Source organism: Escherichia sp. MOD1-EC5990, from assembly GCF_002965285.1.
GTDB classification, from domain to species: Bacteria; Pseudomonadota; Gammaproteobacteria; order Enterobacterales; family Enterobacteriaceae; genus Escherichia; species Escherichia coli_F.
The window spans coordinates 23,268-40,012 of the sequence record NZ_PTRV01000020.1 but is presented as its reverse complement, the minus strand read 5'-3'; the positions used below and the strand labels follow the sequence as shown (position 1 = coordinate 40,012).

General features: G+C 50.4%; 14 protein-coding genes. 8 read left to right on the top strand and 6 right to left on the bottom strand.

Going from position 1 to position 16,745, the window contains the following annotated elements; translation table 11 throughout:
• Positions 1 to 125 precede the first annotated feature (125 nt).
• The 4 genes from igaA to hslO all read left to right on the top strand — a co-directional run bounded on the left by igaA (position 126) and on the right by hslO (position 4,309).
• On the top strand, positions 126 to 2,261 hold the full coding sequence (igaA, locus tag BEB42_RS19625) for an intracellular growth attenuator protein IgaA (RefSeq protein ID WP_000104515.1): 2,136 nt from the start codon (positions 126 to 128) through the stop codon (positions 2,259 to 2,261).
• 64 nt (positions 2,262 to 2,325) lie between these two features.
• Positions 2,326 to 2,994, top strand: coding sequence for a GMP/IMP nucleotidase (yrfG, locus tag BEB42_RS19620; protein WP_001353628.1), 669 nt, complete (start codon positions 2,326 to 2,328; stop codon positions 2,992 to 2,994).
• 10 nt (positions 2,995 to 3,004) lie between these two features.
• Positions 3,005 to 3,406 (top strand): ribosome-associated heat shock protein Hsp15, encoded by a 402-nt coding sequence (gene hslR / locus BEB42_RS19615; RefSeq protein ID WP_000660487.1) that lies wholly within the window; start codon positions 3,005 to 3,007, stop codon positions 3,404 to 3,406.
• A gap of 24 nt (positions 3,407 to 3,430) precedes the next feature.
• Positions 3,431 to 4,309 (top strand): Hsp33 family molecular chaperone HslO, encoded by an 879-nt coding sequence (gene hslO / locus BEB42_RS19610; protein ID WP_024218688.1) that lies wholly within the window; start codon positions 3,431 to 3,433, stop codon positions 4,307 to 4,309.
• Positions 4,310 to 4,453: 144 nt separating this feature from the next.
• On the opposite strand, the gene BEB42_RS19605 is transcribed toward hslO, so the two are convergent.
• Positions 4,454 to 6,178 carry a DUF4153 domain-containing protein gene (locus BEB42_RS19605; protein ID WP_000370890.1) on the bottom strand — a complete coding sequence of 575 codons (1,725 nt, stop codon included), beginning with the start codon at positions 6,176 to 6,178 and terminating at the stop codon, positions 4,454 to 4,456.
• Positions 6,179 to 6,556: 378 nt separating this feature from the next.
• Here BEB42_RS19605 and pckA point away from each other — a divergent pair, with 378 nt between their 5' ends.
• Positions 6,557 to 8,179, top strand: a complete 1,623-nt coding sequence (pckA, locus tag BEB42_RS19595; protein ID WP_001298201.1) for a phosphoenolpyruvate carboxykinase (ATP) — start codon at positions 6,557 to 6,559, stop codon at positions 8,177 to 8,179.
• A 52-nt stretch (positions 8,180 to 8,231) separates the two neighbouring features.
• On the opposite strand, the gene BEB42_RS19590 is transcribed toward pckA, so the two are convergent.
• The 5 genes from BEB42_RS19590 to ompR all read right to left on the bottom strand — a co-directional run bounded on the left by BEB42_RS19590 (position 8,232) and on the right by ompR (position 12,938).
• Entirely contained in the window at positions 8,232 to 8,870 is a 639-nt protein-coding gene (locus tag BEB42_RS19590; protein WP_236942409.1) for a hypothetical protein, read from the bottom strand.
• Positions 8,855 to 9,385 carry a hypothetical protein gene (locus BEB42_RS19585; protein WP_000617565.1) on the bottom strand — a complete coding sequence of 177 codons (531 nt, stop codon included), beginning with the start codon at positions 9,383 to 9,385 and terminating at the stop codon, positions 8,855 to 8,857. Before BEB42_RS19585 ends, BEB42_RS19590 begins: the two co-directional genes overlap by 16 nt.
• 37 nt (positions 9,386 to 9,422) lie before the next feature.
• Complete coding sequence (locus BEB42_RS19580) at positions 9,423 to 10,706, bottom strand: SMI1/KNR4 family protein (protein ID WP_001177605.1); 1,284 nt, start codon at positions 10,704 to 10,706, stop codon at positions 9,423 to 9,425.
• Between the two features lie 163 nt (positions 10,707 to 10,869).
• Entirely contained in the window at positions 10,870 to 12,222 is a 1,353-nt protein-coding gene (gene envZ / locus BEB42_RS19575; RefSeq protein WP_001253705.1) for a two-component system sensor histidine kinase EnvZ, read from the bottom strand.
• Positions 12,219 to 12,938, bottom strand: coding sequence for an osmolarity response regulator transcription factor OmpR (ompR, locus tag BEB42_RS19570; RefSeq protein ID WP_001157751.1), 720 nt, complete (start codon positions 12,936 to 12,938; stop codon positions 12,219 to 12,221). The genes envZ and ompR overlap by 4 nt, the downstream gene beginning before the upstream one ends.
• Before the next feature lie 227 nt (positions 12,939 to 13,165).
• On the opposite strand from ompR, the gene greB reads away from it, so the two are divergent.
• From greB to feoA, 3 genes are all read left to right on the top strand, one after another.
• Positions 13,166 to 13,642, top strand: a complete 477-nt coding sequence (gene greB, locus BEB42_RS19560) for a transcription elongation factor GreB (protein ID WP_000856744.1) — start codon at positions 13,166 to 13,168, stop codon at positions 13,640 to 13,642.
• Between the two features lie 96 nt (positions 13,643 to 13,738).
• Positions 13,739 to 16,060, top strand: a complete 2,322-nt coding sequence (locus tag BEB42_RS19555; protein WP_000980750.1) for a Tex family protein — start codon at positions 13,739 to 13,741, stop codon at positions 16,058 to 16,060.
• Between the two features lie 456 nt (positions 16,061 to 16,516).
• Positions 16,517 to 16,744, top strand: a complete 228-nt coding sequence (feoA, locus tag BEB42_RS19545) for a ferrous iron transporter A (RefSeq protein WP_001200455.1) — start codon at positions 16,517 to 16,519, stop codon at positions 16,742 to 16,744.
• The last annotated feature ends 1 nt before the right edge of the window (position 16,745 follow it).

Sequence of the window (16,745 nt, the reverse complement as noted above, 5' to 3'; positions counted from 1 at the left end):
GTTACTGTGATGTGCTTAATGATGCTCAAGTTAAACTCCACGCTTGCCGATAGCCAACCGCAGAATCATGTATTGTGTCCGGTGCGACTGACCACGCCTGACAGACTAAGTAAGATGGGGAAAGCATGAGCACCATTGTGATTTTTTTAGCTGCTTTGCTGGCCTGCTCACTACTTGCGGGATGGCTGATAAAAGTGCGATCCAGACGGCGTCAGCTGCCCTGGACCAACGCCTTCGCGGATGCGCAAACGCGTAAACTCACACCTGAAGAACGTAGCGCCGTTGAAAATTATCTTGAGAGCCTGACGCAGGTATTACAGGCGCCGGGCCCAACGGGAGCCAGCGCGGCACCGATCTCTCTGGCGCTGAATGCCGAAAGCAACAACGTCATGATGCTGACACACGCTATCACGCGTTACGGCATCTCTACCGACGATCCGAATAAATGGCGTTACTACCTCGATTCGGTAGAAGTCCACCTGCCCCCTTTCTGGGAGCAGTACATCAACGATGAGAATAGCGTTGAACTGATTCATACCGATTCGCTGCCGCTGGTTATTTCACTCAACGGTCATACGCTGCAGGAGTACATGCAGGAAACTCGCGGCTATGCCTTGCAACCTGTTCCGTCAACACAGGCGTCTATTCGCGGGGAAGAGAGTGAGCAAATCGAGCTACTCAATATTCGCAAAGAAACGCACGAAGAGTATGCGCTAAGTCGTCCGCGCGGGCTGCGCGAAGCGTTGCTGATTGTCGCCTCCTTCCTGATGTTCTTTTTCTGCCTGATTACCCCGGATGTATTTGTTCCGTGGCTGGCAGGCGGCGCGTTACTGCTGCTGGGCGCAGGACTGTGGGGACTATTCGCGCCCCCGGCAAAATCCTCCCTGCGGGAAATTCATTGTCTGCGCGGTACACCGCGTCGTTGGGGATTGTTTGGCGAAAACGATCAGGAACAGATCAACAATATTTCACTCGGTATTATCGACCTGGTCTATCCCGCACACTGGCAGCCCTACATTGCTCAGGATCTCGGCCAACAAACCGATATCGATATCTATCTCGACCGCCACGTAGTGCGTCAGGGGCGATATCTTTCGCTGCATGATGAAGTAAAAAACTTTCCGTTACAGCACTGGCTGCGCAGTACGATTATCGCTGCGGGCTCGCTACTGGTGCTGTTTATGCTGTTATTCTGGATCCCGCTGGATATGCCGCTGAAATTCACCCTCTCGTGGATGAAAGGCGCGCAGACCATTGAAGCCACCAGCGTGAAACAACTGGCTGACGCTGGCGTGCGGGTTGGCGATACATTGCGTATTAGCGGTACGGGAATGTGTAATATTCGCACTTCCGGTACCTGGAGCGCGAAAACCAATTCACCTTTTTTACCGTTTGACTGCTCGCAGATCATCTGGAATGACGCCCGTTCATTACCATTACCAGAATCTGAACTGGTCAACAAAGCGACGGCATTGACCGAAGCAGTTAATCGCCAGCTGCACCCTAAACCGGAAGATGAATCTCGCGTCAGCGCCTCATTACGTTCAGCAATTCAAAAATCCGGCATGGTATTGCTTGATGATTTTGGCGATATCGTACTGAAGACAGCGGATCTTTGTTCTGCCAAAGATGACTGTGTGCGACTGAAAAATGCGCTGGTCAATCTCGGCAACAGTAAAGACTGGGACGCGCTGGTTAAACGCGCTAACGCCGGGAAACTCGATGGCGTGAATGTGTTATTACGCCCAGTGAGTGCGGAATCGCTGGATAACCTGGTGGCGACCTCCACCGCACCGTTCATCACGCATGAAACAGCGCGAGCGGCACAGTCACTTAACAGTCCGGCCCCCGGCGGATTCCTGATTGTCAGCGACGAAGGCAGCGATTTTGTTGATCAACCCTGGCCTTCAACATCACTTTACGACTACCCGCCGCAAGAACAGTGGAACGCTTTCCAGAAACTGGCACAAATGCTGATGCATACGCCGTTTAACGCCGAGGGTATCGTCACAAAAATCTTCACTGACGCCAATGGTACGCAGCATATTGGCCTTCATCCGATCCCGGATCGTTCCGGTCTGTGGCGCTATCTCAGCACCACACTGCTGCTACTGACGATGCTGGGTAGCGCCATTTACAATGGCGTACAGGCCTGGCGTCGTTACCAGCGTCATCGCACTCGCATGATGGAGATTCAGGCCTATTATGAAAGCTGCCTGAACCCGCAACTGATCACCCCTTCAGAAAGCCTTATCGAATAACACGTTTGCGCGGCAGGTTATGCTACCCTGTCGCGCAAATTGCTTCACTCTGGAGATTTCCCTCATGCATATCAACATTGCCTGGCAGGACGTAGATACCGTTCTGCTGGATATGGACGGCACGTTGCTCGACCTCGCCTTCGATAACTATTTCTGGCAAAAGCTGGTGCCTGAAACATGGGGGGCGAAAAACGGGGTCACACCACAGGAAGCGATGGACTATATGCGCCAGCAATATCACGACGTGCAGCATACGCTAAACTGGTACTGTCTTGATTACTGGAGTGAGCAACTGGGTCTGGATATCTGTGCGATGACCACCGAGATGGGACCGCGTGCCGTACTGCGTGAAGATACCATTCCGTTTCTTGAGGCACTGAAAGCCAGTGGTAAGCAGCGAATTTTGCTCACCAATGCTCATCCGCATAACCTGGCGGTAAAACTTGAGCATACCGGTCTGGACGCACACCTTGATTTATTACTTTCCACCCACACATTTGGTTATCCGAAAGAGGATCAGCGGTTATGGCATGCGGTGGCCGAAGCTACGGGTCTGAAAGCTGAAAGAACGCTGTTTATTGATGACAGCGAAGCGATTCTCGATGCTGCCGCACAATTTGGTATTCGTTACTGCCTCGGCGTGACTAATCCTGACTCCGGGATTGCCGAGAAACAGTATCAGCACCATCCGTCACTGAATGACTACCGCCGCCTGATCCCCTCGCTAATGTGAAGGAGACGCCATGAAAGAAAAACCTGCTGTTGAGGTTCGACTGGATAAATGGCTATGGGCCGCCCGTTTTTATAAAACCCGCGCGCTGGCCCGCGAAATGATCGAAGGCGGTAAGGTGCACTACAACGGGCAGCGCAGCAAGCCAAGCAAAATCGTCGAGCTGAATGCCACGCTCACTCTGCGCCAGGGAAATGACGAACGAACGGTGATTGTAAAGGCGATTACTGAACAGCGTCGCCCCGCCAGCGAGGCAGTCTTGCTGTATGAAGAGACTGCAGAAAGTGTAGAGAAACGCGAAAAAATGGCGCTGGCACGTAAACTTAATGCCTTAACCATGCCGCACCCGGACCGACGCCCGGACAAAAAAGAGCGCCGCGACCTGTTACGATTTAAACATGGCGACAGTGAATAACTGTCACCTGCAAGAGAGATGATTATGCCGCAACATGACCAATTACATCGCTATCTGTTTGAAAACTTTGCCGTACGCGGCGAACTGGTAACCGTTTCGGAAACCCTGCAACAGATCCTTGAGAATCACGATTATCCGCAGCCCGTTAAAAACGTGCTGGCAGAACTGCTGGTTGCGACCAGCCTGTTAACCGCTACGCTAAAATTTGATGGTGATATCACCGTACAGCTGCAAGGCGACGGCCCGATGAGTCTGGCGGTCATCAACGGAAACAACAAACAGCAGATGCGTGGCGTCGCGCGCGTACAGGGCGAAATTCCGGAAAATGCCGACCTGAAAACGCTAGTGGGCAATGGTTACGTGGTGATCACCATCACCCCGAGCGAAGGTGAACGCTATCAGGGCGTGGTGGGTCTGGAAGGTGATACCCTGGCGGCCTGCCTGGAAGATTACTTTATGCGTTCTGAACAGCTGCCGACGCGCCTGTTTATTCGCACCGGCGACGTAGACGGCAAACCGGCTGCAGGCGGTATGTTGTTGCAGGTAATGCCTGCGCAAAATGCCCAGCAGGACGACTTTGACCACCTGGCAACGCTAACCGAAACCATCAAAACCGAAGAACTGCTGACCTTACCGGCAAACGAAGTGTTGTGGCGTTTGTATCACGAAGAAGAGGTGACGGTTTACGATCCGCAGGATGTGGAGTTCAAATGCACCTGTTCGCGTGAACGTTGCGCCGACGCGCTAAAAACACTGCCGGATGAAGAAGTGGATAGCATTCTGGCGGAAGAAGGCGAAATTGACATGCATTGTGATTACTGCGGTAACCACTATCTGTTCAATGCGATGGATATTGCTGAAATCCGCAACAACGCGTCTCCGGCAGATCCGCAAGTTCATTAATGAGTATGTCCGGCAGAGAGTGCTCTGCCGGATTTTACGACGTAATGGCCTGATGCGCTGCGCTTACCAGGCCTACGCAATAATTCGCAAGTTATTGTTGGTAAGATAAAGCGTCGTATCCGATAAAAAATCAAATACGCATTGTCACTTACTTAGGTTTATTTCCAGCGTTTCACCATCTACCGTCAGATCACACCATGCTTTAGGCTTCGTCCCCAGTTTTCCATCCTTCGCAGCAGCGAGTAATTTTTCTTTCGTTATTTGGCGCGGAAGTAAACTCATATCAAGCGCGTCCCATTCTTTTCTGGCCGGGTCAAAGCCATAGACAATGACTCTGTCATCATTAAAAGCAAACAGGATCCGCTCCACCTGACCATCACTATTCAGATCTTGCTCGACCAGTACGCAGGCGTCTTTTTCAATACAGGTCATCACGTTATAGCGATCCTGGATTAAGGCCGACCAGAATGCCGTATCCGGTTTGCCAGAGCCTGGGGCAATTAACACATTTTCGGCTAATACTTTTTCCGATACCTGTTCCTGAAGATGTTGCTCTCCATCTAACGTCATCAGCAGATCCCGTGCGCGTTTCGGGTCTTTCATATACTCGGCATCGCTTTTCAGCGACTCAAGCGCCGCACGTCCATAGCGACCGTTCTGTTCGAGCATGTAGAGACTTACCTGATCTGGCGTGTTCTTGCCGCTCTGATAACGTGCCATATGACTGTTCACACTAATGCGCATACTATCCAGCACCGGCGAATTAAGAAGCACCAGTATTACCAACACCAATAACGAAACCGCAAGGTTCACTTTGCCCTGAAGAACAAGAGGGTTTTGCCCTTTACGCCAGACGATACTGACAAAATACCCCAGCGACCATATCAGTAACACCAGCACCGCCAGCGCGCCCTGCAAGCGGTCGACAGTCCAGCCGTACTGAGCGACCCGCAGCCATAACGCCCAGGCGGCGACGAACACATACAGCGGAGCAGCCAGCAGAGCGGTTTTAATCAGGCAACGCAACGGCCCCGTCCAGGGAAGTGACGCTTTTTGCGGATTGCGGACAATAGCCATTAAAATCAATTGCAAAAAGGCCAGCGTCAACAGCAACCCGGCGGCGGAGATGTGGCGAGAAATCGCGCTCAGGCCCGTAAACGGCAGGGTGATGATAAACATCAGGGTTAGCAATGATACTAACGGCAGCAACCCCGTGGCGATTAACGTGAACAACTTTTGAATAGAGTCGATTAAACGTGACTGTGTACGCGCGAGGATCACCGCCAGTGCGGTAACCAGACCTAACGTGAGATAAATAAACCAGTCGGTTGCAAAAAAGAGCGTTTTGAAAAACGTGATGCCAACAAGTTTAAACAACTCGCCCCACAGTAAAAGTACCAGCCACGTCAGGCCATTGGCGAGAAAAATCACCAGTAATATAAGTACGTTATGCCATACTGACTGGTAAAAATAGCGATAGCGGCTACTGTCATTGCGGATGCGAAGGCTTTGTTGTATCCACGGTAGCAACAACATTGCCATCAGCAGCAGATAGCAACCAAAATCCCAAAGCGCCTTTTCAGCTCTCCAGGGGTTCATGCCATCAGTTTGCCACTTCAGCCAGCCGCTCATTCCCAGCGTGGCAATAAACACCAGCGCCAGCCATCCCCAAAGGCGCTTCTGTTTAAAGGAGATCACGGAGAAGAGTAAAACGGATGAAAACGCGACGGTCGCAGGCACGCCATAAACAATCCAACTGTGATTTTTTCCGGAAAGCCAGGCGATCAGTAGGTAGCAAACTAGACCCTGAAGTAATCCGGTAACAATCATCCCCCAGCGTGTTGCGGGTGAAAGTTCAACGTTATCCATGTTAGTTATCCAGAATCAAAAAGTGGGTTAATTATCGCATCCGGGCCGTAGTATTTTGCTTTTTTCAGAAAATAATCAAAAAAAGTTAGCGTGGTGAATCGATACTTTACCGATTGAATTTGCATCAATTTCATTCAGGAATGCGATTCCACTCACAATATTCCCGCCATATAAACCAAGATTTAACCTTTTAAGAACATTTTCCACACCTAAAATGCTATTTCTGCGATAATAGCAACCGTTTCGTGACAGGAATCACGGAGTTTTTTGTCAAATATGAATTTCTCCAGATACGTAAATCTATGAGCCTTGTCGCGGTTAACACCCCCAAAAAGACTTTACTATTCAGGCAATACATATTGGCTAAGGAGCAGTGAAATGCGCGTTAACAATGGTTTGACCCCGCAAGAACTCGAGGCTTATGGTATCAGTGACGTACATGATATCGTTTACAACCCAAGCTACGACCTGCTGTATCAGGAAGAGCTCGATCCGAGCCTGACAGGTTATGAGCGCGGGGTGTTAACTAATCTGGGTGCCGTTGCCGTCGATACCGGTATATTCACCGGTCGCTCACCAAAAGATAAGTATATCGTCCGTGACGATACCACTCGCGATACCTTCTGGTGGGCTGATAAAGGCAAAGGTAAGAACGACAACAAACCTCTCTCTCCGGAAACCTGGCAGCATCTGAAGGGCCTGGTGACCAAACAGCTTTCTGGCAAACGTCTGTTCGTTGTCGACGCTTTCTGTGGTGCGAACCCAGACACGCGTCTTTCCGTCCGTTTCATCACCGAAGTGGCCTGGCAGGCGCATTTTGTCAAAAACATGTTTATTCGCCCGAGCGATGAAGAGCTGGCTGGTTTTAAACCTGACTTTATCGTTATGAACGGCGCAAAATGCACTAACCCCCAGTGGAAAGAGCAGGGGCTGAACTCTGAAAACTTCGTGGCGTTTAACCTGACCGAGCGTATGCAGTTGATTGGCGGTACCTGGTACGGCGGCGAAATGAAGAAAGGGATGTTCTCGATGATGAACTACCTGCTGCCGCTGAAAGGCATCGCTTCTATGCACTGCTCCGCCAACGTTGGCGAGAAAGGCGATGTTGCGGTGTTCTTTGGCCTTTCCGGCACCGGTAAAACCACCCTTTCCACCGACCCGAAACGTCGCCTGATTGGCGATGACGAGCACGGCTGGGATGACGACGGCGTGTTTAACTTCGAAGGCGGCTGCTACGCGAAAACCATCAAGCTGTCGAAAGAAGCGGAACCTGAAATCTACAACGCTATCCGTCGCGATGCGCTGCTGGAAAACGTCACCGTACGTGAAGATGGCACTATCGATTTTGACGATGGTTCAAAAACCGAGAACACCCGCGTTTCTTATCCGATCTATCACATCGATAACATCGTTAAACCGGTTTCCAAAGCGGGCCACGCAACTAAAGTTATCTTCCTGACCGCAGACGCCTTTGGTGTGCTGCCGCCGGTTTCTCGCCTGACTGCCGATCAAACTCAGTACCACTTCCTCTCTGGCTTCACCGCCAAACTGGCCGGTACTGAACGTGGCATCACCGAACCGACGCCAACCTTCTCCGCTTGCTTCGGCGCGGCGTTCCTGTCGCTGCACCCAACTCAGTACGCAGAAGTGCTGGTGAAACGTATGCAAGCGGCGGGTGCGCAGGCATATCTGGTTAACACTGGCTGGAACGGTACTGGCAAACGTATCTCCATTAAAGATACCCGCGCCATTATCGACGCCATCCTCAACGGTTCGCTGGATAACGCAGAAACCTTCACTTTGCCGATGTTTAACCTGGCAATCCCGACTGAACTGCCGGGCGTAGACACTAAGATCCTCGATCCGCGTAACACCTACGCTTCTCCTGAACAGTGGCAGGAAAAAGCCGAAACTCTGGCGAAACTGTTTATCGACAACTTCGATAAATACACCGACACCCCAGCGGGTGCCGCGCTGGTAGCGGCTGGTCCAAAACTGTAATCCGATAAGTTAAGCGACGAAATCCCCCGTTTCACCAGATACGGGGGATATGTTATTTTCTGTCAGAATTAAACGGGACAAACAGATAATCCAGCGAGTGGCGTGTTTCACGAAAAAACGTATCCAGTTCAGGCTGCGCTTTTATCGCACTGGTGGGAATGAAAATATCGCAAAACGCTTTCGTCGCTTCTCTGGGAAAACTCTTCGGTAAATGCAGAAAAAGCCACAAATAATCTTCTTCATACTCAATGCCATAAAAATCTTCCCAGCGAAGTATGCCCTGCTGATGAGATTCATAAAAAACAATCCCCTCGAAATAAAACGCATAACGCACGGGTTTCGTAAAAGTAACTTGCTTTGTTTTTGACTTAAAATCGTTAATTCTTCTGCTGATTAACAGGAACATTGATAAGAGGAGTGGCAACATTAATAGAAGAATTAACGTACTGATTGCGTTGAGTTTAAAGTCATGAGAAGGTTTCAACCATTGTGGGATCATGGGCAATATAGCCAATAAGCCAGCGGTACCAATTCCCCATTTAACCCCTTTAAAACGCTTTTTAATGTGATAGGTATAATGCTTAACGGCAGCGTTGAAGGTGGTTGAGGTGTAGTGGATTTGCACTGTGCCGAGGTAATGTGCGGTTTGTGGATCAAAGGGGCAAGGGGGGCTATTCATTCTACTCGCCAAGAGCGCTCACAGGCGCTTACGTCATCATTAATATATGCATTCAGGTAATCATTAAGATCTTTATAACGTGATTCCCCATTGCAGTCATAAACCCAGACCTCTGGCTCAACGGTACTATCTAGCCAAAGGAGAAAAACCATTTCATAACTGTAATCACTACCGGCAAAAAGTGACAGGCGATGAGAACGAAATAGTCCCAAGGCATGGTTATCCCAATTATCACTTGAAGCTACAGCATTCATTTTGATTTCATCAAGAAACGTATCTTCTATGTGTTCCTGCCAAAGCGTTTCCATGTCACTTATACTTAGCCAGCTTCCATGTGTAGCGCTTAACCAACGTCCACAATGTGCAAAACGCGCCTGCAACATAGGGCTGGCCTTCTGCCAGACACCGTTTTTCAATGTCGGGATCCGGCTATCAAACGCAGTGCTTGCAGGTTCAGGAACAACATTGAATGGGCCATCAAATGCTAACCTATTATTTATCGCTTGCTGAATATGTTCCCTGATCATATTTTTCTCCGCGTTAGATCATTTCTGAACCATTAATTTATGGCTTATGTCCCCACGTCCTGAGATAGTAGTTTTCTCGTAAAATGGTCAGTTCAGGGAAACGAGTTGCAGCTTCATCAACCAATGGTGGAATACGATTATCTTTAACTTCAATGAGCAACAAAATAGCCTTCCTTACATTCTCCATCTTTGATGATGCAAAAAGCGGTAATACCAACTCAACGAATCCTCGGCTTTCATTGAAATCAGGCGCCTTACTCATCGCCCACAATAATGTTTGCTGACGGTCATCAGTGATACGTTCGAGAAGCGGCAGAAAAGTATCATATTTATTATACTCTGTTTCTCGTATAGCAAAGACAGCTGAGGATAGAGTGTCATCGTCAAGTTCAGGCATTATTATTAACAGTGAATGAATATAATCCTCAATATTAACCACACTATCTCTACAGGCAAAACGGAGATCTTTAATAGCAATATCACGTAATTCATCTGACATTGCAAAATAGAGTCGAAAAATATCTGCAGCACAAGAAACTTTTTTTTGGCGTAATCTTATGAATGCCTCTTCACACAATTCTTTATCATTCTCTGTACGGCAAACATGTTCCCAAAGGGCAAAAGTTTCGGGTTCTATCTGTGGAAAACGGCATAGCGAGAATAAAATGGATCTACGTAAATCCGGGATTTTCTCAGTTAAAAACCACTCACGCAGTTGAATTTGCGTTCCTGGCAAACTTCTATCGAAACCCTTCATACTCATGCCAGCAATAAAATCGTCCAGCCAGCGTTCATACCAGTTGAGGAAATTTTTATCATATATAAAATCAAACGGATAATCTTCATCACCATCAGTCAGCATTAACCTTCCGCGATACTGCCCCGTCACCACCAGGCAAATATCATAAGTACATCCCAGGGTGAGAATGGTCAATGCGCCGTCAAAAAAACTATATTCTTCATCATCTTCTGTACGGCCAGCATTCAACACATCAACATCCTGCTGCGTCATATAAAGCGGTACAGGGCTTTCTTTTGTTATATCGCCATAAATATCTGTACCGCCTAAAGATTCAAGACCGTAGGCATGTGCCGGACCGCCATTAGCGATATAGCGAAGAAAAATTCGATATTCCCGTGGCAAAGTGACGCTATGTTTTTTCTCCCAGGAAGCTATTTCCGCCTCGCTGGCAGGCTTCGGCCATTGATATTTCCAACCTTCAGAACCGAATAACTTACATTCAGGATCCAGTGCGGCAATGCGTGGGATTTTTTCTTTTATACGAGCAATCTGTACTTGTTCTTCGTTGGTAAGTTGCATCAAGCTATTCCTTTAGTGTGCTTTTACTAATCAGGATACGCTAGCCTGCAATCAGCTTACAGTACACTTTACTTCGTATGGTGCCGATGTCTGAGACCGTATTCATTCAGTAGATACTGAGTGCACAAAATAAAACAGGAGGCTCCTTCTCCTCCCGTTTTATTTACCCTTCTTTTGTCGTGCCCTGCGCCCGCGTTACCGGCATTGGCAGCCAGGCGCGAATGGAAAGCCCACCCCGTTCGCTGGTGCCAAGCTCCAGCATGCCGTTATGGTTATCCACGATACGCTGCACAATCGCCAGGCCTAGCCCAGTGCCGCTAATGGTGCGCGCACTGTCGCCGCGGACAAACGGCTGGAACAGGTGCTTACGCTGTTCCGGCGCAATTCCCGGACCGTCGTCTTCCACCTGGAACCAGGCGCGATTCGGCTCCGTGCCGCTGCTGACTTTGATCCAGCCATTGCCGTAACGAGCAGCGTTCACCACCATATTCGCCACTGCACGTTTGATCGACAGCGGATGCATTTTCACTTCAATGCTGCCGGGGTAAAGCGCAGTTTCAATTTCCCGCTCATAGCCACTTTCGGCAGCAATCACCTCACCGAGCACTGCGTTGAGATCCGCCATTTCCATCGGCATCTCCTGCCCGGTGCGCAGGTAGTCGATAAACTGTTCAATGATGGCATTGCACTCTTCGATATCTTTATTGATCGATTCTGCCAGGTAGCCATCCTGCTCGCTCATCATCTCGGTCGCCAGACGAATACGTGTCAGCGGCGTGCGCAAGTCGTGGCTTACCCCTGCCATCAGCAACGTGCGGTCATCCGCCAGTTGCTTAACACCAGCCGCCATATGGTTAAAGGCGCGGGTAACGGAACGCACCTCCGAAGCGCCATACTCACGCAGCGGCGGCGGAATAATCCCCTTACCCACCTGCAAGGCAGCGTGTTCGAGATCGACCAACGGTCGGTTCTGGATACGAATAAATAGCCACGCCCCACCTATCGCCAATAGCATAATCGCCAACGTATAGCGGAACAGCGGGGAGAAATCGCCCTGATGAATTTCGGTCAGCGGCACGCGTACCCAGATATTGGGCGACAGCCAGGTTTTCAGCCAGACGACAGGCGAACTTTTGTTGACCTCAACGCGTACTTCCGTCGGGCCGCCCAGTTGCTGCGCCATCTGATGGCTTAAGAATTCATAGTGTTGTGCCCAACGCAGGCCTGCCTCTTCGGCAGCTTCGTTGGAGTAGAGAGAGATCCCCAGCTCACGGTAGATCTCCCGACGGAAAGCGGGAGGCACAACCAACTGCGTGCCGTCCTCCAGTTGCAGTTTGTCGGTCATCAACATACGCACTTCGTATGCCAGGACTTTATTAAACTGCTGGAGGCTCGGCAAAATCGCGAAGTTCAGCACCACCAGATAAGTCGTCACCAGGCTGACGAACAGCAAGGTGACGATGAGCAATAACGTACGGGCAAATGAACTTCGTGGCGAGAAGCGCAATCGCCTCATGCTTTAGAACCGTCCGGCACGAAAACGTAGCCCAGACCCCAAACGGTCTGAATGTAACGCGGATGCGCCGGATCTTCTTCCACCATGCGGCGCAGACGCGAGATCTGCACGTCGATGGAACGTTCCATTGCGGAATATTCACGGCCACGGGCAAGGTTCATCAGCTTATCGCGGGAGAGCGGCTCACGCGGATGGCTGACCAGTGCCTTCAGTACCGCAAACTCACCGCTGGTGAGCGGCATCGGCTCATCTTCGCGGAACATTTCACGCGTACCGAGGTTAAGTTTGAACTTACCGAAAGCAATTACCGCCTCTTCCTGTGACGGCGCGCCCGGCAGTTCGTTCGCCTGACGACGCAGCACCGCACGAATGCGGGCCAGCAGTTCACGCGGGTTAAACGGTTTTGGAATGTAGTCGTCAGCGCCAATCTCCAGACCAACGATACGGTCCACTTCTTCCCCTTTCGCCGTCACCATAATGATCGGCATCGGGTTGCTCTGGCTACGAAGACGTCGGCAAATCGACAAGCCATCTTCACCAGGTAACATCAAATCCAGTACCATAAGATGGAAAGATTCACGAGTCAGCAGGCGATCCATCTGTTCTGCATTAGCGACGCTTCGAACCTGGAAGCCTTGTTCGGTGAGATAACGTTCCAGCAGCGCACGCAGGCGCATGTCGTCATCGACCACCAGAATCTTGTAGTTCTCTTGCATTCTTTGTACTCCCAAAGGTTCGCAACAATTTGTAAGCGTGTATTCTTAAAAAAGCTTACGTTCGTCACCAGCTAAATCTGGTATGAATTTCAGCCTAAATTGTTACAAAGCATATTAAACAGCAGCTTAAGTATACAATTTATTCGGCGAAACATTATTGATTCTGTTGATATGATCACGTTATACCCAATGTGCGCATTATCAAACAGACAAAGGGAATCAACGAGATGAAAACGCCCCTGGTTACCCGGGAAGGGTATGAAAAACTCAAACAAGAGCTAAATTATCTCTGGCGTGAAGAGCGCCCGGAGGTCACAAAAAAAGTGACCTGGGCTGCAAGTCTGGGCGACCGCAGCGAAAATGCTGACTATCAGTATAATAAAAAGCGTCTGCGTGAAATCGACCGTCGCGTGCGCTATCTCACTAAATGCATGGAAAATCTCAAAATCGTCGATTACTCCCCGCAACAGGAAGGCAAAGTCTTTTTTGGCGCATGGGTGGAGATTGAAAACGACGATGGCGTGACTCACCGTTTTCGCATTGTCGGCTACGATGAAATTTTTGGCCGTAAAGATTACATCTCTATCGATTCCCCAATGGCCCGCGCATTGCTGAAAAAAGAAGTGGGCGATCTGGCAGTGGTCAATACCCCTGCCGGGGAAGCGAGCTGGTATGTTAATGCTATCGAGTACGTGAAACCGTAAGGAAGAGTCTTAACCTCCTGCCGATGGCTGGCATTTTTGCCAGCCAGTCCGTATAACTATCCCCTGATTTTTGATCCGAAAAGATGAACTCAAACCATGATGAATGATTCGTTCTGCCGCATTATTGCGGGTGAAATTCAGGCGCGCCCGGAACAGGTTGACGCTGCCGTTCGCCTGCTTGACGAAGGGAATACCGTGCCGTTTATCGCACGTTATCGTAAGGAAATCACCGGCGGTCTGGATGACACGCAACTGCGTAATCTGGAAACGCGTCTGAGCTATTTGCGCGAGCTGGAAGAGAGACGTCAGGCAATCCTCAAGTCCATTTCCGAGCAAGGCAAACTGACCGACGAGCTGGCGAATGCTATCAACGCCACCTTAAGCAAAACCGAACTCGAAGACCTCTACCTGCCCTACAAACCTAAACGCCGCACCCGCGGGCAAATTGCTATTGAAGCAGGACTTGAGCCACTGGCCGACCTACTGTGGAACGATCCGTCGCACACGCCAGAAGTCGCCGCTGCACAATATGTTGATGCCGATAAAGGCGTAGCAGATACCAAAGCCGCGCTGGACGGCGCGCGCTATATCCTGATGGAACGGTTTGCCGAAGATGCCGCGCTGCTGGCGAAAGTGCGTGATTATCTGTGGAAGAACGCGCATTTGGTTTCTACGGTGGTGAACGGTAAAGAAGAGGAAGGGGCGAAATTCCGCGACTATTTCGATCATCACGAACCGCTGTCAACGGTGCCTTCTCACCGCGCGCTGGCGATGTTCCGTGGGCGTAACGAAGGCGTACTCCAGCTTTCGCTAAATGCCGATCCGCAGTTCGACGAACCGCCAAAAGAGAGCTATTGCGAGCAAATCATCATGGATCACCTCGGTCTGCGCCTGAACAATGCCCCGGCGGATAGCTGGCGCAAAGGCGTGGTGAGCTGGACCTGGCGCATCAAGGTGCTGATGCACCTGGAAACCGAACTGATGGGTACAGTGCGCGAACGTGCAGAAGATGAAGCAATCAACGTCTTTGCCCGTAACCTGCACGATCTGCTGATGGCGGCCCCAGCCGGACTGCGTGCGACGATGGGCCTCGATCCGGGTCTGCGTACCGGGGTAAAAGTGGCGGTAGTCGATGCGACGGGTAAACTGGTGGCGACCGACACCATTTATCCGCACACCGGACAAGCCGCAAAAGCAGCGATGACCGTTGCTGCCTTGTGTGAAAAACATAACGTTGAACTGGTGGCAATCGGTAACGGTACGGCTTCCCGCGAAACTGAGCGTTTCTATCTCGACGTTCAGAAGCAGTTTCCGAAAGTGACCGCACAGAAAGTGATCGTCAGCGAAGCAGGCGCGTCGGTTTACTCGGCTTCCGAGCTGGCAGCGCAGGAGTTCCCGGATCTCGATGTTTCGCTGCGTGGCGCGGTGTCTATCGCCCGTCGTTTGCAGGATCCGCTGGCGGAGCTGGTGAAAATCGATCCGAAATCTATCGGCGTAGGTCAGTATCAGCATGACGTCAGCCAGACGCAGCTGGCCCGCAAACTGGATGCAGTAGTAGAAGACTGCGTAAACGCCGTTGGCGTCGATCTCAACACCGCTTCCGTTCCGCTGTTAACCCGCGTGGCGGGCCTGACGCGCATGATGGCGCAAAACATTGTGGCCTGGCGCGATGAGAACGGCCAGTTCCAGAACCGCCAGCAACTGTTAAAAGTCAGCCGCCTGGGGCCAAAAGCCTTCGAGCAGTGCGCAGGCTTCTTGCGCATTAACCACGGTGACAACCCGCTGGACGCCTCTACTGTTCACCCGGAAGCCTATCCGGTGGTGGAACGCATTCTGGCAGCAACACAGCAGGCACTGAAAGATCTGATGGGTAACAGCAGCGAACTGCGTAACCTGAAAGCGTCTGACTTTACTGATGAGAAATTCGGTGTGCCGACGGTAACCGACATCATCAAAGAGCTGGAAAAACCGGGTCGCGATCCGCGTCCGGAATTTAAAACCGCCCAGTTTGCCGATGGCGTCGAGACAATGAACGACCTGCAACCGGGTATGATCCTCGAAGGTGCGGTGACCAACGTCACCAACTTTGGCGCGTTTGTCGATATTGGCGTACATCAGGACGGCCTGGTTCACATCTCTTCATTGTCGAACAAGTTTGTGGAAGATCCGCATACCGTGGTGAAAGCGGGCGACATTGTGAAGGTGAAAGTGCTGGAAGTGGATCTTCAGCGTAAACGTATCGCCCTGACTATGCGTCTGGACGAGCAGCCTGGCGAAACCAACGCCCGTCGCGGGGGCGGTAATGAACGCCCGCAAAACAACCGCCCGGCAGCCAAACCACGCGGTCGTGAAGCGCAGCCTGCCGGTAACAGCGCGATGATGGATGCGCTGGCGGCGGCAATGGGCAAAAAACGTTAAACCTCCTGATTGGCCTACGGTTCGAATTTGCACAAGATCGTAGGCCAGATCAGGCGTTCACGCCGCATCTGGCAATAAACGCCATGCCTGACATAAAAATGCCGGAGAATATCTCCGGCATTTTTATTCCACAACGAAACTCACACTATATTTCGTCAATATTTATCACTTAATTAACAAATGAAACCTTAATTAAACATTAACCCGCCCTGATAATTCGCCATTCGAATTATATTTTCGCTGCGATATAACCTTGAGCCACATCAACATTCACGCAGATTATTATCTAAACCAACATTCGCACACATTTTAAGTATTGCTGATAGAAACCATTCTCATTATCATTGTGTTGTTGATTATTTAATCTCTCCTTTGTTGGCAAATCATCTGGTCTCATGTCGCTGTCAAACGCCCCATGAGGTAGTTATCCAGTTAATGAGAAACAAGTAGGCACCTATGCAATACACTCCAGATACTGCGTGGAAAATCACTGGCTTTTCCCGTGAAATCAGCCCGGCATATCGCCAAAAACTGCTTTCTCTTGGCATGTTACCTGGCTCCTCTTTTAATGTGGTGCGCGTCGCTCCACTTGGCGACCCCATTCATATCGAAACCCGTCGTGTGAGCCTGGTATTACGCAAAAAAGATCTGGCCTTATTAGAAGTGGAAGCGGTTTCCTGTTAAT